General features: G+C 57.0%; 20 protein-coding genes and 1 pseudogene. 8 read left to right on the top strand and 13 right to left on the bottom strand.

Going from position 1 to position 21,383, the window contains the following annotated elements:
- Positions 1 to 142: 142 nt before the first annotated feature.
- The 12 genes from DHN10_RS18400 to DHN10_RS18345 form a co-directional block, all read right to left on the bottom strand.
- Positions 143 to 430 carry a transposase gene (locus DHN10_RS18400; protein WP_159086992.1) on the bottom strand — a complete coding sequence of 96 codons (288 nt, stop codon included), beginning with the start codon at positions 428 to 430 and terminating at the stop codon, positions 143 to 145.
- A 39-nt stretch (positions 431 to 469) separates the two neighbouring features.
- Positions 470 to 1,297, bottom strand: coding sequence for a fatty acid desaturase (locus tag DHN10_RS18395; RefSeq protein WP_108816813.1), 828 nt, complete (start codon positions 1,295 to 1,297; stop codon positions 470 to 472).
- A 41-nt stretch (positions 1,298 to 1,338) separates the two neighbouring features.
- On the bottom strand, positions 1,339 to 2,103 hold the full coding sequence (locus DHN10_RS18390) for an HpcH/HpaI aldolase family protein (RefSeq protein WP_108816812.1): 765 nt from the start codon (positions 2,101 to 2,103) through the stop codon (positions 1,339 to 1,341).
- Positions 2,104 to 2,116: 13 nt separating this feature from the next.
- The gene (locus DHN10_RS18385; RefSeq protein ID WP_108816811.1) at positions 2,117 to 3,910 is read right to left on the bottom strand and encodes a thiamine pyrophosphate-binding protein; all 1,794 of its coding nucleotides are present in this window, start codon (positions 3,908 to 3,910) and stop codon (positions 2,117 to 2,119) included.
- Positions 3,910 to 5,319, bottom strand: a complete 1,410-nt coding sequence (locus DHN10_RS18380) for an aldehyde dehydrogenase family protein (RefSeq protein ID WP_108816810.1) — start codon at positions 5,317 to 5,319, stop codon at positions 3,910 to 3,912. Before DHN10_RS18380 ends, DHN10_RS18385 begins: the two co-directional genes overlap by 1 nt.
- Positions 5,300 to 6,199, bottom strand: a complete 900-nt coding sequence (locus DHN10_RS18375) for a sugar phosphate isomerase/epimerase family protein (RefSeq protein WP_108816809.1) — start codon at positions 6,197 to 6,199, stop codon at positions 5,300 to 5,302. The genes DHN10_RS18380 and DHN10_RS18375 overlap by 20 nt, the downstream gene beginning before the upstream one ends.
- A 67-nt stretch (positions 6,200 to 6,266) precedes the next feature.
- The gene (locus DHN10_RS18370; protein WP_108816808.1) at positions 6,267 to 7,061 is read right to left on the bottom strand and encodes a citryl-CoA lyase; all 795 of its coding nucleotides are present in this window, start codon (positions 7,059 to 7,061) and stop codon (positions 6,267 to 6,269) included.
- Positions 7,058 to 8,797: a bifunctional sugar phosphate isomerase/epimerase/4-hydroxyphenylpyruvate dioxygenase family protein gene (locus DHN10_RS18365; protein WP_108816807.1), complete on the bottom strand. Its 1,740-nt coding sequence runs from the start codon at positions 8,795 to 8,797 to the stop codon at positions 7,058 to 7,060. Before DHN10_RS18365 ends, DHN10_RS18370 begins: the two co-directional genes overlap by 4 nt.
- A complete protein-coding gene (locus tag DHN10_RS18360; protein WP_108816806.1) occupies positions 8,797 to 10,092 on the bottom strand; it encodes a TRAP transporter large permease in 1,296 nt (431 codons plus the stop codon). Before DHN10_RS18360 ends, DHN10_RS18365 begins: the two co-directional genes overlap by 1 nt.
- Complete coding sequence (locus tag DHN10_RS18355) at positions 10,089 to 10,700, bottom strand: TRAP transporter small permease (protein ID WP_108816805.1); 612 nt, start codon at positions 10,698 to 10,700, stop codon at positions 10,089 to 10,091. Before DHN10_RS18355 ends, DHN10_RS18360 begins: the two co-directional genes overlap by 4 nt.
- 22 nt (positions 10,701 to 10,722) lie before the next feature.
- Positions 10,723 to 11,730, bottom strand: coding sequence for a TRAP transporter substrate-binding protein DctP (gene dctP, locus DHN10_RS18350; protein WP_108816804.1), 1,008 nt, complete (start codon positions 11,728 to 11,730; stop codon positions 10,723 to 10,725).
- A 103-nt stretch (positions 11,731 to 11,833) separates the two neighbouring features.
- Positions 11,834 to 12,877, bottom strand: coding sequence for a Gfo/Idh/MocA family protein (locus DHN10_RS18345; RefSeq protein ID WP_234417189.1), 1,044 nt, complete (start codon positions 12,875 to 12,877; stop codon positions 11,834 to 11,836).
- A gap of 169 nt (positions 12,878 to 13,046) precedes the next feature.
- Between DHN10_RS18345 and DHN10_RS18340 the strand changes: the two genes are divergently transcribed.
- Positions 13,047 to 13,709 (top strand): GntR family transcriptional regulator, encoded by a 663-nt coding sequence (locus DHN10_RS18340; protein ID WP_108816802.1) that lies wholly within the window; start codon positions 13,047 to 13,049, stop codon positions 13,707 to 13,709.
- 299 nt (positions 13,710 to 14,008) lie between these two features.
- On the opposite strand, the gene DHN10_RS18335 is transcribed toward DHN10_RS18340, so the two are convergent.
- On the bottom strand, positions 14,009 to 14,449 hold the full coding sequence (locus DHN10_RS18335) for a DUF6634 family protein (RefSeq protein ID WP_306419275.1): 441 nt from the start codon (positions 14,447 to 14,449) through the stop codon (positions 14,009 to 14,011).
- Between DHN10_RS18335 and DHN10_RS18330 the strand changes: the two are divergent.
- From DHN10_RS18330 to DHN10_RS18300, 7 genes and pseudogenes are all read left to right on the top strand, one after another.
- Positions 14,406 to 14,776, top strand: a pseudogene (locus DHN10_RS18330) (IS5 family transposase); the annotation flags it as partial. The gene DHN10_RS18335 and the pseudogene DHN10_RS18330 overlap by 44 nt on opposite strands.
- A gap of 123 nt (positions 14,777 to 14,899) precedes the next feature.
- A complete protein-coding gene (locus DHN10_RS18325) occupies positions 14,900 to 15,736 on the top strand; it encodes a MurR/RpiR family transcriptional regulator (protein ID WP_159087075.1) in 837 nt (278 codons plus the stop codon).
- Between the two features lie 27 nt (positions 15,737 to 15,763).
- Entirely contained in the window at positions 15,764 to 16,885 is a 1,122-nt protein-coding gene (locus DHN10_RS18320) for an ABC transporter substrate-binding protein (RefSeq protein ID WP_108816799.1), read from the top strand.
- 72 nt (positions 16,886 to 16,957) lie between these two features.
- The gene (locus DHN10_RS18315; RefSeq protein ID WP_108816798.1) at positions 16,958 to 18,703 is read left to right on the top strand and encodes an ABC transporter permease; all 1,746 of its coding nucleotides are present in this window, start codon (positions 16,958 to 16,960) and stop codon (positions 18,701 to 18,703) included.
- Between the two features lie 18 nt (positions 18,704 to 18,721).
- Positions 18,722 to 19,771, top strand: a complete 1,050-nt coding sequence (locus DHN10_RS18310) for an ABC transporter ATP-binding protein (protein ID WP_199910723.1) — start codon at positions 18,722 to 18,724, stop codon at positions 19,769 to 19,771.
- Complete coding sequence (locus tag DHN10_RS18305) at positions 19,771 to 20,370, top strand: histidine phosphatase family protein (protein WP_199910722.1); 600 nt, start codon at positions 19,771 to 19,773, stop codon at positions 20,368 to 20,370. Before DHN10_RS18310 ends, DHN10_RS18305 begins: the two co-directional genes overlap by 1 nt.
- Positions 20,370 to 21,281, top strand: a complete 912-nt coding sequence (locus tag DHN10_RS18300) for a calcium/sodium antiporter (RefSeq protein ID WP_108816795.1) — start codon at positions 20,370 to 20,372, stop codon at positions 21,279 to 21,281. The genes DHN10_RS18305 and DHN10_RS18300 overlap by 1 nt, the downstream gene beginning before the upstream one ends.
- Positions 21,282 to 21,383: the final 102 nt, after the last annotated feature.

The following is a 21,383-nucleotide window of genomic DNA, read 5'->3' as shown; positions in this document are numbered from 1 at the left end:
AGGCGCAACACCTCATCATCCGTGGAAACCGCTTGGTATTGCAACGTGCTTCGGGCCACGCCCAGAACCCGACATGTGCGCCGTTCAGAGGTTGCCAGCTTTTGTCGGCTGTGCACCACGGCCTGACGAAGCTGGTCTGTCGTCAGGCCTTCGGCTTTAAATAATCAAGGCTCTCTTTGAGGATCAGCTTATCCAACTCAAGCTCCGCCACGATCTTCTTGAGCCGATCATTCTCTTTCTGAAGCGCCTTCAGATTGGCCATCTCCGATCGTCCCATGCCACCAAACCGTTTGCGCCATGTGTAATAGGTCGCGTCGCTGACACCAGCACTTCTGCAGGCCGTCGCTACATCTGAGCCAGACGCCAGGCTCAGTTCAATCTCACGCAAAAGCCGAAGAACATCTTCATCCGAGTACCGTTTCCGTGCCATCAATCCAATCTCCAAAACTAAGCCAACTTTGGCACAGTTTTAGGGGGCCAAGACAAAGCGGCTGATCGGATTCATCAAAACCGTGCGGGTGTTCAGCCGGTGGTCTGATACATTCTCGGCGAGCCCTAAATGCTGCAAAAGTCCTGTCATGACGTGATGCCAAGCCCCGTAAAGGCGGGGCAATCCGACGAGCATCAGCGGCAACATCGACGCAGTCAGGGTCGACAGCGCGATGATGATGGCATAAATCGCCAACCAGACACGAGCGACCCTGAACACTTTTGGATGGTCTTTCGGGGCGACATACATCGCTTCTTCGGGGTCGATGCGCCCACGCGCGTGCGCGAACATGCGCTTGAAGGCGCTGTAGACATCCACAACGCCCACAAACATCAAAGCAATGCGCAACAGATCAGGCGGGCGCATCGCAACAATTTCAGGGTCACGTCCCACGACGACGGTATCCGTGTGGTGCCTGACGTGGCTGGCCCTCCAGATCGCGGGGTTGCGCATCATCATGAAGCTGGCGATGTGGTAGATAGCGTTGTTCATCCATGCGGTCTTGAATGCCGTCTTGTGCCCGCACTCGTGCCATCGAGAGTCTGCGCCAGACCCGTAAAGAACGCCGTAAATCAGCCAGAATGGAAACGACCACCATGATGGCCAAAGGGCAACGGCGCATACAGCCGAAACAAACATCGCCCCGAGCCAAAGAACCGTGTCACGCATCGCGCGCGCGTCGGATTTTTGCATCAATGCACGGATGTCCTGCGGATCCACGTTTGGGCGAAACCACTTGGGGTTCGCCGTGCCGTTCTCGGTGGCAAGGCGGCTCGTTTCGGCCGAAAGTTGATACGCATCACGCATGAAATTTTGTAGTCACAGGGGTTGCGCGAGTCAATTTAGGCTCAGTAAAAACGGCCTCGCATGTCCGCCAAAGCGTCGGCCAAAACCACCAAATCTACGGCAACTGCCACGAATCCCGCGCCGAGGGCGAGGTATCGGTCCGCGACATCCGGGTTGAGCGCCATGACACCCGCAGGCACACCCATCTCCACCAACCGTTTGATTGCATCGCCGACGGCCGCATCCACGTCCACGTGGGTCATTTGTCCGCGCAGGCCCATGCTCGCGCTGAGGTCGGCGGGGCCGATAAACACGGCATCCACGCCGTCGGTCCCCGCAATTGCATCAAGGTTTTCCAGGCCCGTGAGCGTTTCGACCTGAACGATCAGACACAGTTCATCTTCGGCGACGTTGTAGTAGTCGTCGACCTTTCCGTAGCGTGTGGCACGGGTCATGCCCGCCATGCCGCGCATGCCTTGTGGGCCATATCGCATCGCGTGAACGGCGGCGGCGGCCTCATCTGCGGTCTGCACGTAAGGGACCATCACGGTCTGCGCGCCCATGTCGAGCACCCGTTTGAATAGCGTCGCATCGTTGGCGGCAACGCGTACCACGGCGGATGTATCTGGGTTTTGCCCGATAGCCTGAAGCGCGGGCAGAACCTCGATCGTTTCAATCGCCGCGTGTTCGCAGTCCACCAGCACCCAATCAAAGCCTGCACCGCCCAAAAGTTCGGGCACCGTGTTGCCGCCAATGGTATTCCAGACCCCCAATTGCCGCTTTTGATCTGCGATGGCGGATTTGAAACGGTTCTTGGGGTTCTGCATGGCGCGGCTTTCTTTAGGTCGAAACGTGGCTGACGTCTTTGTCAGGGGAATAGATGTCGAGGATATTCCAGTGCCCTGTCGTGGGCGTCGGGTTGTTGATCATGGGAACATCCAACACCGTTGGCTTGCCGCTGGCAATGGCGGCCTGCAAGGCGGGCAGCAGATCATCGGCAGAGGAAATGCGGATGCCTTCCGCCCCGTAGGCGCGCGCAATCTCGGCATAGCCTGGCCCGTTGGTCGGGGCTGCTGCACTGCCCGGAAAAGTCGTGCCGTAGGTCAGGCCATAGTGCGCCTTTTGCAGACCTGCGATTGTGCCGAACGCGTTGTTGTTCATCACTAGCCAGATGATGCCAAGGTTGAGTTCCACAGCCGTGGCCAACATCGACGGGTTCTGACCAAAGCCGCCGTCGCCTACCAGCGACAGGACCACGCGATCAGGTGCTGCCAGTTTTGCGCCAATGGCGGCGGGCGGACCAAAGCCCATCGTCGCAAAGCCACCCGGTGTCAGGATCGATCCCGGTGTGAGGATATCAAACTGCTGGCCCACGCCGTTCTTGTTCCAGCCTACGTCCGTTGTGATAATCGCATCGTCAGGCAAGGCAATGCGGGTGTCTGCCAAGATGCGTTCGGGCATCATCGGGAACGCGGCAGAGGTTTGCATGTCGGTGTTCGACGCTTTGAAGGTCTCACGGAACTTGGCAATCTCGGTCTTCTTTTCAGTGCGATCAAACCTGTCTGGATACATCTCGCGCGCGACACGGTTTAACACACGCAACGCAGCCTTGGCATCAGCCACCACCCCGATTTCGGTCGGGTAATTGCGCCCGATTTCTTGCGGTTCGATGTCGATGTGAATGACCTTTGTGTCGTTTCCCTCGACCCCGATGTTGAAGGTGTAGCCCGGGTACCAGCTGGAACAATCGGCCTCTTTGAACCGCGTGCCCACGGCAAAGACCACGTCGGCGTTCAAACAGGTTTGGTTCACCAGTTCGGTGCCCCAGAAGCCCGTCATACCCATGACCAATGGATGATCGTCGCGCACAGCCCCTTTGCCCATCAGGGAATGCGCAATCGGCAGGCCCATGTGAGTGGCGAAATCTTCCATTTCCTGGCTCGCCTGCGCCAACAGGATCCCACCACCGATATAGGCGACGGGTTTGTCTGCAGTTGCGATCTTTTCGATGATCTCGCGGGCGGTTTCATCGTCAATGCTGGGCTTGATCAGCGATTTGGTGTTGTTCGCGATGCGATCAAAGGTATCGGACGAAATGACTTCGCTGAAGATATCCATTGGGACATTGACCAATACGGGGCCGGGTTGACCAGATTCTGCAAGGTGGAAGGCCTTTTCAAGAATTTCCGCCATAAGGTTAGCGCGGTCCACCCGCCATGCGCGTTTCACGAAGGGGCGATAGATTTCCCACTGGGCCGCGTCCGCGTGCAGGTTCACCTCTTGGTGCGGATGCTTGCCATAGTAATGCGTTGGAATGTCACCTGCGATCACCACCATCGGGATGCAATCAAGTGCTGCGTTGGCGACGCCGGTGGCGCAGTTAGTTAGGCCCGGCGAGAGGTGGCTGAGAACCACCGACGCCCGCCCCGTGACCCGCGCATAGGCGTCCGCCGCATGGCTCGCAATTTGTTCGTGCCGCACAGTAATGAAATCAATCGGGCTTTCGGCCAGCGCCGCAAGAACAGCAATGTTGGTATGCCCGCACAGGCCAAACACATGTTCGACGTTCCGTCGGCCAAGAAAATCAACGATATGTTCTGCGACTGTTTTGCCTTCTACTTTGGTCCCGTCCATCACGCGATCTCCTGTCCGTAAAACTCACCGAAAAGTTCCTCTTCAGAGGGTCGATCCTCGGCGATGGGTCGCGCGACCCAAGTGTAATTCATCATGTGTTTCATGGTAACGTTTTCGTTGGTGATGTTGCCGCCCCAGATGCCACAGCCCAGTGAACTGGTCATCGGCATGCCGTTGGTCCACGACCCCGCGTTGGCTTTGGATTGCGGTTGGCGCACCATCATGCGGCTGACGGGCGCGACCCGCGCCAGGGCGTCGATATTATCCTCGCTGTGGCTGTAAATGCCGCACGAATGGCCGATGCCGCCCGTTGAATATATTTGGCGCACGGTATCGAGGGCGTCGTCAAACCTATCAAAGTGATACAAGGCCATAACCGTGGTGAGCTTTTCCCTGCTAAATTTATGCTCCGGCCCGATCTGCCCCTGATTTTCGACCATCATGAACTTGCTATCCTCTGGCACGGTGAACCCTGCAACATCTGCAGTTTGCTGTGGCTTGCAGGCAATCGTCGGAAAAGTCCGGTTGCCCTTTTCATCCCACATCGCAGCCTCAAGCAGCGCCTTTTCCTCGGCAGAGCACAGATACCCGCCCTCGGCCTGCAACGCCGCAACCATTCGATCGTAAATGGATTTCTGAATGATGATGTTGCCATCCGCCGAACAGCCTGACCCGAAATCAGAGGTCTTGGATATCCTCGTATTTGCGGCGGCAACGTCGATATCTGCGGTCTCGTCAATCACGATAGACGAGTTGCCCGCACCAACCCCATACGCAGGCCGCCCCGACGAATACGCGGCTTTCACCATGGGTTTACCACCCGTGGCCAGCGTCAGATCGCATTCCTCCATCAGGTGCTGCGTCATTGGAATGGACGGGTGGCGCACCGCCTGAAACAGATCGGCAGGCGCACCCACGGCCTCGCAGGCCTTGCGCATCATCTCGACCATCTCAAACGTGGTGCCAGCGGTGCGCGGATGCGGCGAGAAGATCACCGCGTTGCGCGCATTGGCCGACGACACGCCCGTCACGGGCGGCGTCATCGCCGGGTTTGTCATCGGGATCAGCGAGGCGATCACACCGGCAGGTTTGGCGTATTTAACCACCCCCTTGGCCTCATCCACCTCGACCACACCCGTGGACGGGGTGCGCAACACGTCGCGCAGCACCATCTGGATCTTGAAACGTTTGGCGGGGCGACCTGCACGATCCCCGATGCCGCTTTCATCGACGCCCTGTTCGGCCAGTCGTGTGAAAGTCGCCTCGTTGCCTGCATACCATGCAATGGCTTGGCTCAACCGGTCCAGATCAGCCTGAGACCAGTTCTCGATTTCTTTCATTGCTGCGCGGGCCCGCGCAATCATGTCTGCCGTCAGTTGGCGGACTTCGTCAGTGAGCTCTTTGGCCATAGTCCTTAGTGCTTTCTTGTAGGGGAATAGGATGGGTGCGCCGCTCGGACCGGACATGGCCGAAGGTGCGTTTGGCGTGTTGCAAACACCGCCGTGCATGTTCTTCAAAGCCCAGCTCAGTGACGCGGGATTGGTTTGGCAGTTCGATGGAATAATCAATCGGCGGCATGCGTTCGATGATCCTAGCGAAATCGATGCAGCCTTCGCCGGGGTAAAGACGCGCATCGCGCGCCAGCTGGATCATCCCTTCGCGCGTATCCGCGATGCCAGGCAAAGCGTCCGAGATGTGAAGGAAGTTTAGCAAATCACCGGGGATATGCAGAAGCTCGGCAAGGTCCACACGGCTGAGGTGCATATAGAGCGTATCGACCAGTATGCCGCCGTTGGGCCGATCTGCGGCGCGCACGATGTCCAACGCCTCGTCCAAGGTGCGCAGACGGCTGAAGCTGGGGAATTCGAGATCGACGGACAGCCCGTAGGGGGCCGCGATCTCGCAAGTTTCGGCGTAGCAATCGACGATGAAATTGCGATCATCGCGCGTGGGCGTCCAAGCGGACATAATCATACGGGTGGCACCTAATTCGCCGCCCAATTCACACGCTGCCTCAAAGCTGCGCGGGTCGCAATCCTCGGTGATGCGGGCCAGTTCGATGTCGAGAACCTTGAGGCCCGTCGTTTTCAACGCCGTCTTGGTGGCCGACACCATCGCCTTATCAATGGGGCTTTCGCGAAACTCACCGGGCACGTTCATCTGGATGAACCGCGGGGACACCGCGTCATATCCCGCGCGCGCCGCGATGTAGATCAGCTCGGGCGCTGTCGCATTGATCAACGTCAGATGCGCAAGCGAATAAAGAGGATCGCCAGTTTCATTTGGCATGTCGGAATCACCTTATTATGTCTGCTTAAAGCAGTATCATATTAGGTAATTAAAAATCTATGATATTTTATGCTTTATCGTATTTTGGCAAATACGCGGGCGGCATCGGGCCTTTGTTGCGCCCGCCCTGCTGCATCTGCTCCCATGCGTGGGACAGAATTCCCACCGAACGGGACAGACAAAATAGGCCACGCGACAAAGGTGCAGGGAATCCGAGCTCGCAGAAAATCACGGCCGTGGCCCCATCGATATTCATCGCCAGAGGTTTGCGGGCGCTGAGATTGGCCTGCACGGCCTCGCCAATGTCGGCGTAGCGGCCCGAAACGGTGCCTGCCTTGGCCGCCGCGCGGACCAGCGCCATCAGGCGGGGCGCGCGCGGGTCGACAGGTTTGTGGAACCGATGGCCAAAGCCGCTGACGATCTTGCCGTTTTCGGCGCGCCATGCATCAAGCCCTGATTGCACGGCATCAGCCAAGGCTGCGCCGCCCTCGATCCGGTCGTTGATGTCATAATACAGGTCCGCGCATTGCTCGCCCGCGCCGCCATGCACATCGCCGAGCATGTTGACGCCATTCGCCATGGCATTGTTCAAACCAACCCCACAGGTCGCAGTCATTCTGGCGGCGGCGATCGACGGCGCCTGCGGGCCGTGATCGACTCCTGCGACCAAAGCCGCCTCAAGCAACGTGGCCTCACCCGCCGATGGCAACCGCGCGGCGGTCATCAGCCAGATCATCTGCGGAAAGGACACATTGCCGATCAGGTCCTCAATCAGGTGGCCGCGAAAGGCGATCTTGCCCGGTTCCATGTCGATGATCGACGTGCGCCACCAATTGCGGATTGCATCTGCGTCGTCACTCATGCGGCACCTTTGAGGGTTCGTGTTTGTGCGGCCAGCCGGATTGGCGCATTGCGTGCGCCGTATCCTGCATAGCGGCCTTTGCGCTCAACGATCTCAAAGAAGAGCCCGTCAAAGATCGTCTGGCCATACAGCTGAAAATAAGCCCCGTGTTCGTCTTCGTCATAAAGGATGTTGTGGCGGCGCAGATCATCGGTCGTCGCGTCGTCCAAGCCAAACGCCGCCTGCGTGTCGCTGTAGTAGTTTTGTGGAACGTTCAGGCGAGCAAAGCCAGAGGCTTCAAACTGCGTAGAAGTCTCAAAAATTTCGTCGGTTTGGAAAGCGATATGTTGCACCCCCGCGCTCAAGCGGCCCGACACGAAAGACCCCGCCAGCGTTTCGGTATCTGCGGCCCCGTTCAGGTTCAGCCGCACCTCGCCTTCGGGTGTTTCAATCGCCTGCGATCGCACGATGCCGGACGGGTCCGCGACGTTCACAATGGCTGATTTTGTCATCTCGAATGTGGTCAGATAGTACAGAAGCCAGCTCTGCATCTCTTCAAAGTGCATGGTCTGGGCCACATGGTCGACCCTGCGCAGCCCAGCCGGCGGTGTGGCACGCGTGCGTGCGACGGGTTCAAATTCAATGTCCCAAACGCGGTGCAGATCAGAATGCTGGTCAATGAAATGCAGCAGGCTGCCCCCTACGCCCTTGATCGCTGGAATATCAAGCTCGCCAAGGCCCACTGCTTGTGAGAAATCCTGACTGCCGAGCGCCGTAGCGCGCGCAACGGTCTCGGACGCATCTTGAACCCGCAGGCCCATGTCGCAGACGCAGGGCCCGTGCTGCGCAAAGGTGCGCGCCGCATGGCCCTGTCGATCCTGATTAATAACAATGTTCACCGCCCCCTGACGCCAGAGCGCCACGTGTTTGGTGCGGTGAGAACGCTCGCGCCGGAACGCCATTGAGGTCAGCACGGCCTCAAGTTGGACAGCCCCCGCTTCATCAACCGCAAATTCAATAAATTCAAACCCGCTGACAGGGACTTTTGCGGGGAGTTCGGGCGTGGTGCTACGTAAAAGGGGTTCGATCACTGACGCATCAGACAAAACCGTAACAAGTGCGCGGTATGCGTCGGGCACGCTGGCGGACCCCGTAGCCGCGGCCTCCACCAACCACGGCCCATGATATCCAATCCGCGCCAGCACACGGGCAAATCCGCCTAGGTTCAATGTCCCTTGGCCCGGCAAGGCGGGCGAGGTTGGGCCGTCACATAGGGTGACATGGAACACCGATGACCCGTCCAGATCCCGTAGACGGGCGGGGCGGGATCCATCGCCCAAGATTTCAAACGCATTCAAGGCTAGGCCAATCGCGGGATCGTTCTGTTCTTTGACAAAGGCGATCACGGCGTCCTCGGCGGTTCGCGATGGTCGCAGCGCCAGACGTACGCCCTTGGTGTTTGGCAAAGCAGTCGGGACATCCCCGTCAACTGTAAGGATCAAAAGATCGACGCCCAAGGCCTGGGCCACAGCAGCCTTGGCCTCAATCAAAGCCGTAGAAGCACCCGTATCGAGCGGCCCAAGGGACGCGATCCTGAGGCCTGTACCCGCGATGTGCCCCGCCAGTTCGTCAAGCGTGCCGTCAAACTGGGCAACTTCCGTCAGGCTCAGGTCAATCGCCTCAAATCCGACCTCGGCGATCGCAGCCAGTTTCGTTGCCAAATCACCCGGAGCAGCGCTGAGCGGGATCGTCAACATTAGCCCTGATATCCAAGCAAACGCGGGAGCCAGAGCACCAGATCAGGTGAGAGCATCATCACGATCAGCGCCCCAATTAGCACGGCAAGGAACGCCCAGATTTCCGAGATAATTTCGCGCAAGGGAATGTCGGTGACCGCGTTGATCACGAACAATAAGATCCCATAGGGCGGCGTAATCAGGCCGATCATCGAATTCACCACAACCAGCACGCCAAAATGCACCAGATCAATGCCCAAGGCTTCGCAGGTCGGGATGAACAGCGGCACGATCACCAAAATAATCGTCGTCGCGTCCAGCACGCAGCCCAACAGCAGGATCAGCACATTGACCATGATCAGGAACATCAGCGGGCTGATCTCGGCCCCTTCCAAAACGCCGGAAATGCTCTGCGGGATTTGCTCGGTGATAACGATGAAGTTCAAGATGAACGCCCCACCGATCACAATGCCTACGGCAGCAGATGAACGCGCGGAGCCTACGAACACATTGTAGAGCGCCTTGAATGACAAAGAGCGGTAGAACAACGCGGCCAGCATAAGGGCATAGAATGCGGCGACCGCGGCGGCTTCGGTTGGTGTCGTGACGCCACCGTAAATTCCATAGAGCAGGATCACAGGCATGAGCAGCGCAGGAAACGCATTTGCTGTGACTTTCGGCAAAGCCTTCAGCGGCACAGCTTCTTCTACCTCGAACCCGCGTTTGTGGGCGAGGTAACCGTTCATGCCCATCAGGACGACGCCCATAATCAGACCGGGCAAGATACCCGCGAGGAACAGAGCGCCAATTGACGCATTGGACACTAACGCATAGAGAACCATCGGAATGGATGGTGGGATGATCGGGCCGATTGTGGCCGAGGCCGCAGTGATTGCCGCCGCATATCCACGGCTGTATTTGCCGCTGCGGGTCATCATCGAGATGATGATTTTCCCGATGCCTGCCGCGTCTGCCACGGCGGACCCTGACATGCCCGAAAAGATCAGCGAGGCAACGACATTCACATGTCCCATCCCGCCTTTGAACCGCCCAACGACAGCCACGCAAAAGTTCAACAAACGGTCCGTAATCGAGCCCGCGTTCATGATGTTCGCGGCCACAATGAACAACGGCACGGCCAGCAGGATCGCACTGCCATAGAACCCTTGCAGGATCTTTTCACCAGCAAGCGCCACATCGAGACCCGCAATACCGAGGTAAACAACCGAGGCCAGCAGGATAGAATACCCAATGGGCGTGCCAATTCCTGCAAGGAAAAAGAGCGTTATGAGGAGGGAGACGAGTTCAAAGCTCATGACTGTGCCTCCGCCGCTTTGGCATCTGCTGCAGATTCAGCCTCAAGCACGATTTCGAGTTCGGTCTTGGGCGGCCCGTTGCGCAGCGTATCTATCGCCAGCCACGCATAGCGGGCGGCGACCACGATCATGAATGCGCCGTAGACGCTAAAGATGGTGCGCATCGGAATTTTGCTGCCTGTAAATGGATTGCGTACCGTCGATGTTTTGCGGATTTTCATCCAGTCGATGTAATCAAGCGTTGGCAGCAGCGCGTAAAGCATCCCCGCCACAATCGCGACGGCCGAGATCACAGCGAAGATCGTGCGCATTCGGCGCGACACCGCCAGACAAATAATGTCGAATTTCACATGATCCCATTCGCGCACCACGAAGGCGCAGCTGAAAAAGATCACCCAAACCCACAGGATCGCGATAAGCTCAAGCGTCCAGCCAAGGGGTTGCACAGCGGCAAGTGTGGGAAAGGTCTCTTCAAGACCAAGGCTGCGGATGATGCGCGGCGTATAGCGCGACCCGATCTGCAACAGGAAGGTAAAGAAAATCACGGCCAACAATGTGGCCGCGATTGCGTCAGAGATACGAGAGACCCACCGGAATAAAGTCTTCATGGCGGGTCTCCCTTCTCAGGTCTTAGTTACCGAGCGCGTTGATTGCGTCCAGAACACCTTCTGGCCAGCTGGCGGCAAATTCGGAACCGACATACTGCGCCTGTACGTGCTCGCGGAATGCGGCTGTGTCAGGTGTATAGACTTCCACACCATTCTCTTCGAGGAAAGCGGTCAGGCTGCCTTCGAGCTCAAGCTGGCGGAGGCGGCCAACGGAAGCCGCAGCGTCTGCAGCTTTCTGAACAGCCAATTGCTGCGCAGGTTCCATGGAATTAAACGTCTCGGCAGAGATCGCGATGTAGTTCAGGTCCACAAGGTGTGACGTCAGAGCGATCTGATTTGTCACTTCGTAGAACTTGCGGTCCACAACGGTCGGCAGCGGGTTGTCCTGACCGTCAATCGCACCAGTCGACAGACCGGTGTAAACCTCGGTAAAGGCCATTGGCGTTGGTGCCGCACCCAAAGCAGCGCCGAGGAACTGCCACGCGTCTGTGCCCGGCATCCGCAGGTTCACGCCTGCAAGGTCAGCAGGTGTCTGCACGTCCAGCTCTTCGCGAGTCTGGCGCAGGTTCACGTGACGCTGGCCCAGATACATCACGGACAGCAACTTAACACCGAGCTCTTCTTCGACAGTCGCAAGGAATGGCGCCATCAGCGGGTCGTTGAACACGCGGACCTGGTGCGCGGCGTCTTGGTGGACGTAGCCCGTCGCGAAGATCGAGAACTCAGGGAAGAACTGTGCCAGTTCCTGTGCCGATGTGATCGACATCTCAAGGTTGCCACGGCTGATCGCGTCAAGCTCTGTGCCTTGGTCGAACAGTGTTGCGTTGTAGGATGGCTCGTAGGATGCGAAACCAGCAACGGCGGGGCCGAATACTTCTGCCAAAGCAACCGAACGCGCATCGGTTTCAGAACCGGATGTGGACATGCGCAATTGAATGGCGTGCCCATCGGCGAATGCAGGCGCGGCGGCGATTGTGCCAGCAGCGACCATGGCGGCCATCGCAAGACGGCGGGTCATTGTAAGTTTCATAATGTCCTCCCAGACGATTGAATGCCCGTTCGGGCAGGTTGTGTGGCAGATTAATGCCGTATTTTCCTAATTTCGCAATACATTTTACAAAATATCGGATATTTTATTCACCTAAAGCAACTGATTTTGCAACATCGTTGCCTAGATGAACGGTGGTTTGCGTGTGCGCGGCGATCTGGATCGCTTCAATAACGCGCAATGTCTTTAGGCCTTCTTCCCCTGTAACCAAGGGTTTAGCGCGACCACGAATCACGTCTTCGAAGTGTGCAATCTGATTGATGAGCGGATCGGACGAGCTCACCGGCATCGCCGTCGCCTTGATCGGGTTCCACCAGCTTGTGCCGCCTTCATGTTGCCAAAGGCGCATGTCAGGGATGCTCAACGCGCCCTCGGACCCGCCGATCAGGTAACAGGATTCGTTCGTCGCGGGATAAATCGGATACTCGCGCGATGTCAGCTCCCAACTCCACGGCGATGCGATGCTGTCGGACACGGTGATCGTGCAGACCGCACCGCTTTCAAACCGCAGAACGGCCGCCGCAAGGTCCTCGTTTTCAAACCCGCGCAATGATGGCGCCGTCTGCGCCTGAACGGTCACGACCTCCCCCAAAAAGTAGCGCATGAGATCAACGTCATGGACAAGATTGACCGAGATCGGACCCGCACCTGCTTTCTTGCGCCAAGGGGCGACGTCGAAATAATCATCCGGCTTGTAGAACCAGCACGTCACCTGTGCTGCGCGCGGCTGACCGATCGCCCCCTCCTTAATCAACTCTGCCGTCTTCTGAATGATCGGGTTATGGCGGCGGTGATGGCCGACCAGAATTGCCACATCCTTTTCGCGGGCGCGATCAATCAACCCCTGTGCATCATCCGCTGATGCTGCCAGAGGTTTCTCAATCAACACAGGCACGCCGCGATCCATGCAGGCCATACCACCATCAACATGCATCAAGGTAGGCGTCGACAGGATCACACCATCGACATCGACCGCCGCGAACATATCTTCTAAGGACGCAAAAACAGGCACCGATTGTTCTGTCGGTCCGGGTTCGACCACAGCGGCCAGTTCAACGCCGTCCACTTGACCAATCGCAGCAATATGGCGCTGTCCGACAAGACCTGCCCCCACGACCGCCAATTTCATTGATTGCCCCATCCGGCCCTCTCGTAACGTATTTCGGCCACGCTATCAGAGTTCTATAGATTCGCAAGAATATATGATATTTTTTATTATTGCCTATTTTATCCACCATTGAGGAATATCGGATGATCGTGTTATCAACTGAAAAACTGCGTGAAAATGAAAGACCAGCATGTCCCAAACCGCCCCTACTGTAGGCTCCAGCACATACGAGCGGATCAAGCATGACATTATCTTTGGTGGGCTTGAGCCGGGTGCGAAACTCAAGCTGGACGGATTGCGCGACCGGTATGAGGCCAGCGTATCGACGTTGCGGGAAACGCTGAACCGTTTGGCCAGCGAAGGGTTCGTTCAGGCGGCCGAACAGCGCGGATTCTTCGTGCGCCCCGTGTCCGCTGAAGACCTGACAGAGATCGCAGAACTGCGCATTTTGCTGGAATGCTCTGCGCTCGAAACGTCGATTGCTTGTGGGGATGCGGATTGGGAAGGCAATCTTGTTGCCGCGCATCACAAGCTGCATTTGATCGAACAGAAAATGCTGGATGGCGACGTCGCCCAAAAAGAGCTTTGGAAACGTTACGATTGGGAGTTCCATCAAGCGCTTATTCAGGCCTGCAATTCGCAAAACTTGTTATCGCTGCACGGTACAATCTTTGACAAATACCTGCGCTATCAAATGCTTGTGCTGACGAACCGCGGCGCCGACGCCGTGCTCGAACATAAGACGATGTTCGATGCAGCACTCGCCCGCGATACCGCAAAGGCGAAGGCGGCCTTGGAAACACATATTCGTTTGGGTCTGGAGCACACACTGGCCGCGATGGCGGAGCTGTAAGACCAACGCACTGAAAATCTTGATCGTTTCGACCTCGCGCCCGGCATCGTGACGAGGCTTTATGGTGGAACTCACCTAGATACTTACTGAAAGCCATGTCCGTTTCCGTCGCACCTTTGCTGACCTCAATGACCGCTTTGGCGAAACTCAGCATAATGACGTAAATAAGTATCTGTAAGCATCAACAAATGCTGCGTCAGCAGTGGCTGCAGTTGCAAAAGTCCGGTTTGTCCGCATAAGAGACGTCTTCGTTTCAGCGATGAAGGTCGGCTAGTTTCGAATGTAGATCCTGTCTGCCGCTACAATTCGTCAATTGACTTTCGGATCGGCATCTCGTCGCTCCGTTCTTTCACAATCTTAACCAGCTTCTGATGATCGTGTATCTCGGCAGCAACCCAATTGCGCTGCGCCTTAAGGAGCCTCTGTATAGCCGTGGCGGTCTCCTCCCTCTCATCGGGGTTTAGGAGCTGCCAGTCCGGCCCAAGCCGATACCAACGGCTGCGTGTCCGCGCCCATCCAGCATCGGGATCAAAACCGAATAGCGGCGTTGTCGTCTCAAACCGATCATCAATCGTTGGATGGCCATGCACTCGCCCGTAAATTTGTTGAATACTTTTTTCCATTGTTTCGAGGCGGTAGTGATTGACGTAAGGACCAGCCGATAATTCTTCATCGGTTGGTCCACGTTCGGCATCCGCGATGGGTGACAACGCAGGACGCCCCGTCAACTTTTTCGTCACCGCCGGGCAGGTCAGCGACTATATTGGAGCGCGGGCGCTGCTGAGCAGCCTGCCAAACGTTGACTGGTTGCTCGGGGATCGTGGTTACGGCGCTGATTGGTTCCGCGAAGCCCTGCAAGACAAGGCCATCCGGCCATGCATCCCCAGTCGGAGGTCCCGCTCCAAAACTGTCGATATGACAAACGCAGAAACAAGCGGCGCAATCGTATCGAGATCATGTTCGGTAGGCTGAAAGACTGGAGACGTGTCGCAACCCGCTATGATCGTTGCCCCAAGGTCTTCCTCTCAGCAATCGCACTCGCCGCTACCGTCATCTACTGGTTATGAGCCCTGACCCCAGAAGGACGTAGATCGACCTTTTGTCTGAAATTTGGAATGATTCTTGCAATTTTTCTTGCAAGATATATCTCTTTCTGCAAATGTACCTGCAGAAACGATTGGACTTGCACTATGTCACTCATCAAGACGATATCCGACAGCGCGCTAACACTGACGCCAAATGAGCGACTGCTGATTCAGTCGGTGATGGACGACCCGACCACGGCCGCACTTGGGACTGCAAGTGAACTTGCAAAGGCCGTCGGGGTCCATGAGGCGACAGCGTCACGGCTGGCAAAGAAGTTAGGGTTTAATAGTTACGCGAGGTTCCGAGATGCCTTGCGCGATGAGTTCATAGCGACCAATGAAACCGCTACCCGCTTTCAAAAAACGATCTCTGACAACGACACGGGCACAACTCTTGGTAATCTTATCGCCGAGGAAGTCGATGCTTTGTCGCACGTCGACAATTTCATTTCCGACACCCAAATCAACCAAGTTGCAGAAAAGCTGATGTCAGCAGACCGCATTTTCATCCAAGGCACGGGTAACGCCGAAATTCTAGCCTTGCTGATGCTCAAACGGTTCCGCCGTTTTGGGAAGGACGCCCACCAGCTTGCATCAGATGCACGATCGCTGGCGGAGCAAACTCTGGGCCTGCGTCCAGGGGATGTCGTTCTGACTTTCGTGTTCCGCCGCGCACCCAAGCACTACGTGCCGTTGATCGAAACAACGCGCGAAGCGGGGGCGCAATCCATCGTGATCTGCGGCAGCGCAGGTGCGATGGCGGCCCCCTCCCCTGATTACATTCTGGCGGCCCCGCGGTCCGGCAGCACTGAGGCGTTTCAAACGCTGACCGTTCCTATGACCATCTGCAACGCGATTGTGATTGCCGCCGGTCTGACGGAGCAAAAACAATCACTCAAAAAACTGGAGAGGTTGGGACAACTCATCGAGCGGTTCGACTAACTCAACATAGTCCAAATGGAGGACATCATGACTAAAATGAACGCAACGCGCCTTGGCGCGATCGGTATTCTTATGTGCGGTTCCGCACTTGCGGACGGCCACATCGACACCATGACACCGGCAGAATTGCTGCCACTGGCGCAGGCCGAAGGATCGGTCACGGTCTATTCCTTCACCAGCCGCATCGGCAAGGTCGAGGCGGCATTTGAGGCCGCTTATCCGGGCATTGATTTGATCGGTTTTGACATTTCATCGACCGAGCAAATCGCCCGCCTCAAGGCGGAGGCCCAAGCAGGCGTTGCCAATGCAGATGTGATCTATGTATCTGATGCGCCAGTGGTTCTGCCCGAGTTGCTGGAGACCGGGATCATCGCACCCTATGTGCCGCCGCGTGTGGCCGATCGCGTTCCAGCAGAATTCCAAAGCCCGGTTCTGGCGCAGCGCCTGTCGACTAAGGTTTTGATGTATAACGAAGAGGCCAGCCCCGATGGCGCACCGGTTGACAGTCTATGGGATCTGACCCGCGAAGAATGGACTGGTCGCGTGTTGATGGTCGATCCGCTTCAGCGTGGCGATTATCTTGATCTGATGACAGAAATCGTGCTGCGCTCGGATGAGATGGCAGTCGCCTACGAGGTCGAGTTTGGCATGGCGATTGATCTGGATGGTGCCGCAAATGCGGGTGAGAAGTTCATCATGGATCTTTTTGCCAATGATTTGATCCTTGTCAGCTCGACCGATGATGTGAACGCCGCTGTTGGCGGTTTGGGTCAAGAAAACCCGCCCATTGGCTTCACCTCCTACTCTGATCGCCGCGACAATGAAGAAGAAGGCTGGGCCCTACAGGTTGCCAATGATGTGGCACCGGCACCCGGCATTATTTTTCCCGCAATTGTGGCCCTGTCAGCCGAACCCAATAGCCCGGCAGCCGCACGTTTGGTGATTGATTTCCTGATGGGCGACGAGAGCGAGACAGGCGGGCCCGGTCTGGCGCCGTTTTATGTTGCCGGTGACTACCTCACCCGGAGCGATATCGCGCCGCATCCCGATGCCGTGTCGTTAGATGATTTCACCGCTTGGCGCATCGCCCCTGCCGCCACGGCAGAAATCCGCGCCGAGATCGGTGATCTGGTGCTGACGCTACAGTAGCGCCAAACTCACATGGCGTGCGCGCCGTCACTGCGCGCACGTTAACCTCATTTTGTGGAAAAGGAGCGTCGCATGTCGGATGCCTCACTGAACGCGCAAGGCCGCCGTGTGCTGTTTCGGGACGGCACGATCCTCAAGGCCGTCGTTCTAATTATCTTATGCCTGTTGATCGTCTTACCCCTGATCCGCACGGTTCTCTTCACCTTTCAGCCTGATGTCATCAAGGCCTGGAGCGATGTTCTAACCGGTCGTCTGTCGCGCAACCTGTTTTACAAACCTCTCGGCAACACGATGCTGATCGGCGTAATCGTCGCAACGGGCTGCATGTTGCTAGGCGGGTTTCTGGCGTGGCTTGTGGTGATGACGAATGTTCCCTTCCGACGCACCATCGGTATCTTGTCTGCGTTGCCCTTTATGATCCCCAGCTTTGCCGCAGCGCTTGCGTGGGGATCCTTGTTTCGAAACGACCGTGTCGGTGGGCAGGTCGGATGGCTGCAAGGAATGGGGCTTGATGTTCCCGATTGGCTGGCATGGGGCATGGTGCCAACGCTGATCGTCCTGACGCTGCATTACTTTAGCCTGGCTTTCACGATCATTGCCGCAGCCCTTGCGACCGTGAACTCGGATCTGGTCGAGGCAGCACAGATCGCTGGTGCCAAAGGAAGGCGCATCTTGATGGGCATTGTCCTACCGGTGACAACACCAGCGCTTGTCGCAGCGGGCAGCCTATGCTTTGCGGGTGCCGTTTCAAATTTTGCAACACCCGCGTTGCTCGGTTTGCCTGTGCGCATGCAAACGCTGTCCACGCGTCTGTTCGGTATGATCGAGGTTGGTCAGGTGGGGCGCGGTTATGTGATAGGGATCCTTTTGGTCCTGATCTCGGCCGCTTTTCTATGGATCGGCAACCGTGCGGTCTCTGGCCGGCGGTCCTATGCCACGATCACTGGCAAGGGCGGAAGGGCCAGGCGTTTTGATCTGCGCGGCGCGCGCTGGCCGCTGTTTGCAGTTGCGATGGTGATTTTGCTCAGCTCGACCGTGGTGCCGATAATCATCCTGCTCGCCTCCAGCTTCGCGCCATCATCTGCAAACCTCTTTTCCAACTGGACCTCTGCCTATTGGGTAGGGCTATCGGACCCATCGTTTGCCCAAGGCATCCCCGGTATTGCCTATAATCCTGATATCGTGCGGGCTTTGATCGTCACACTCAGCCTTGGCATTGCGGTGGCGTTCACAGGTATGATTGTCGGATTGCTGGCCTCTTACACGACGGCGCGCTACCGCACGGGCTGGGTCTCTGCCGCGATCACGCAGATCAGCTTTCTGCCCCTGCTGGTGCCCGGCATTGCGTTCGGTGCAGCCTACATCGCCTATCTTGGTGCTCCCATCGGGCCATTCCCTGCACTTTACGGTACCTTCGCCATCCTCGTGATCGCCGCAACCGCTTATCTCTTGCCGTTTTCTGTACAGACAGGTCGCGCAGTTATTCAACAGGTAGGTGGAGAGCTTGAGGAAAGTGCCCGCATCACTGGGGCCAGTTTCCTGCGGCGGCTTGCGTCAATCACAGTGCCCTTGGCCATCCGCGGCCTGTCGGCGGGCGGTATTCTGATCTTTGTGAAAATCATCCGCGATCTGTCGCTCGTGGTGCTGTTGTTTACCCCGACGATGCCGGTCCTGTCGGTGCTGGCTTATCGCTATGCCTCTGAAGGGTTCGGACAATTCGCCAATGCGATCACTATCGTGATCCTGTTTATCTCAATCGCGGCCACGTTGCTGGCCAACCGGTTGCAAAGAAAATCGCAACCCTGGCTGGAAGACTAAGGAAAACCTATGCTGGACATGAGTAACATTACCAAGATCTTCGGCGATTTTGAGGCCGTCAAGGATGTGTCTATCTCGGTACCTGACGGAGCATTTCTTGTGCTGCTAGGACCGTCGGGATGCGGCAAGACAACCTTGCTGCGGATGCTGGCGGGCCTTGAGCAGCCGACTACAGGCAAGATCGCTTTTGACGGTCAGCTGGTCTCAGACGGCGACACAAATTGGTCAGTCGACCCGGCCAACCGCAATTCTGGCCTGGTATTTCAATCCTACGCGCTCTGGCCGCACATGTCCGTCCGTGGCAATGTCGAATGGCCGCTGAAGGTCAAAAAGATGCCAAAGGCCGCACGTGATGAGCGCGTCGATGAGACGCTCAAACTGCTTGATATCCACCAGTTAGCGGACCGCTATCCAAACGAAATCTCGGGTGGCCAGCAACAACGTGTCGCCATCGCGCGCACAATCGCGACAAAGCCCAGCGTGATGCTGTTTGATGAACCGCTGTCGAACCTTGATGCCAAGCTGCGTGTTGAGATGCGCACAGAGCTGATGCGCCTGCATCACGCGACCGGGGCCACGACCGTCTATGTGACCCATGACCAGATCGAAGCGATGACGATGGCAACCCATGTGGCCGTGATGAACGGCGGTGTCGTGCAGCAATTTGGCACGCCGCAAGATCTGGTGGACCGGCCTGAAACCGCGTTCGTTGCGACCTTTGTCGGCACCCCGCCGAACAACCTGATTCCGATTGATCAAACAAGCGGACATCATCAGGTCTGCGGCTGCAAGCTTGGCGTGACTCCGCCTGACGGGGCCAGCCACGCGATGTACCGCGCCGAAGGCCTCAGGGTTGCGCCCGACGCGCCCAACCAAAGCGTTGAAATGGTACTCGTCGAGATCAGCACAATCGCTGGCCGCACCATGATCACAGGCCTGCGCGATGGCCTACGACTGACTGCGATCGTGGATGAGAAACCAGATCAACGTGTCGGCGAGACGGCCAATTTTATCTTGCCCTCTAAGCCAGACGTCTGGTTCGGGGCCACAGGCGAGAGGATCGCCTGATGCGGCTTTTGTTGGTACGTCACGGTCAGTCAGAATGGAACGCAACACATCGTCTGCAAGGCCAAGCTGATATTGCGCTGTCTGACGCTGGCGAAGCGCAGGCGCACGCCCTGCGACCCGTCATTGATGAGATTGGGCCCTGCCGCGTGATTGCATCCGATCTGAAACGGGTGCAGGAAACCGCCGCGCGCATCTCCGATGCAACACCATCATTTACACCAAACTTGCGCGAGATTGATGTTGGTGATTGGACAGGTCAAACCATTGCGGACATTCGTGACGCGGACGAAGCCGCCTATCAGGGATGGCGCGCGGGCACCGCCACGCCGCCCGGCGGAGAGCCTTGGGATGATTTCGCTGACCGCGTGGCCTCTGTGATCCAATCTGAAACTTCAAACCCCTGCAAAAACCTGTTGGTTGTCTGCCACGGCGGCGTCATCCGCGCCATCTTACATCGATTTTTGGGCCTGACACCCGACCGCATCATTCCTGTCGCTCCCGCCAGCTTAACGGCGATCCGTCTACTAGGAAACAAGCCCGAGAGGTTGGAGCTATTCAACCACCGCCCCGGCACTCTTGATTTCAAGGCGCCCGACTAGTGCTCATCGACGTTGCTTTTTTGATCACTGGCTGCGGCCTACTTTATTTTGGTGGTGATTGGCTTGTGGACGGGATTGTAGGTCTTGCAAGGGGATCGCGCATTCCACCCGTTCTTGTTGCGTTTGTGGTTATGGGGTTCGGTACATCTGCGCCTGAACTCTTTGTTGCGGTCAACGCAACCGTGACAGGCACACCTGACGTCGCTGTTGGCAATGTGGTGGGAAGCAACATCGCAAATCTGTTGCTGGTGCTGGGGCTCACGACATTGATCGCGCCACTAGCGATCGACAAACGCATCCTCTACATGGATGGTGGCGCCATGCTTGTCGCCGCATTGGCCCTTTGGGCAATAATGGCTGACGGCGTAGTTTCACGCACCGATGCATTCCTTCTGATCGGTGCAATGGTGAGCTACATCGTCTTGCGGTTTTTCACGATCGGCGAAACGGAGGATGACGCCCCCACCGATGTGCAAAGTCTATCCGGCGCACTGGTGATCGGGGCCTTGGCGCTTTTGGCCTTGCCACTGGGCGCGCATCTTTTCGTTGACGGCGCCATCGGAATTGCAACGTCGTTTGGGGTGTCAGAAGCGATCATCGGGCTTACCGTTGTCGCGATCGGCACATCATTGCCTGAAATGGCAGCCTGTTTCGTGGCAGCCTTACGCCGCGAAGGAAACCTTATCTTGGGTGGGATTCTGGGCAGCAATGTCTTCAACGGAACAATCGTGATCGGTGCAGCTGCCTTGGCGTCACCGATCTTGATCGCCCCGATATTTCTATCATTCTGGCTGCTTGGGATGATTGGTGCGACGATCCTGACACTCGTTTTCCTACGCATAAATTTCTGCCTTAATCGACCAGAGGCCCTGGTCATGTTGGCGTGCTACGCGGTGCTGTTTTTGATCTAACCCCCATCCATCTTGTTCGAGGCAGACATTCGTGGTCAGCGCAGCATCGGTGGTTTTGGGCTTTTTCAAGTCATTCATTGCAATACGTCCAAAGGTCGGCTT

It is taken from the genome of Loktanella sp. Alg231-35 (genome assembly GCF_900143545.1).
In the GTDB taxonomy this organism is placed as follows: Bacteria; Pseudomonadota; Alphaproteobacteria; order Rhodobacterales; family Rhodobacteraceae; genus Yoonia.
This window is presented reverse-complemented; position numbering and strand designations above follow the sequence as displayed.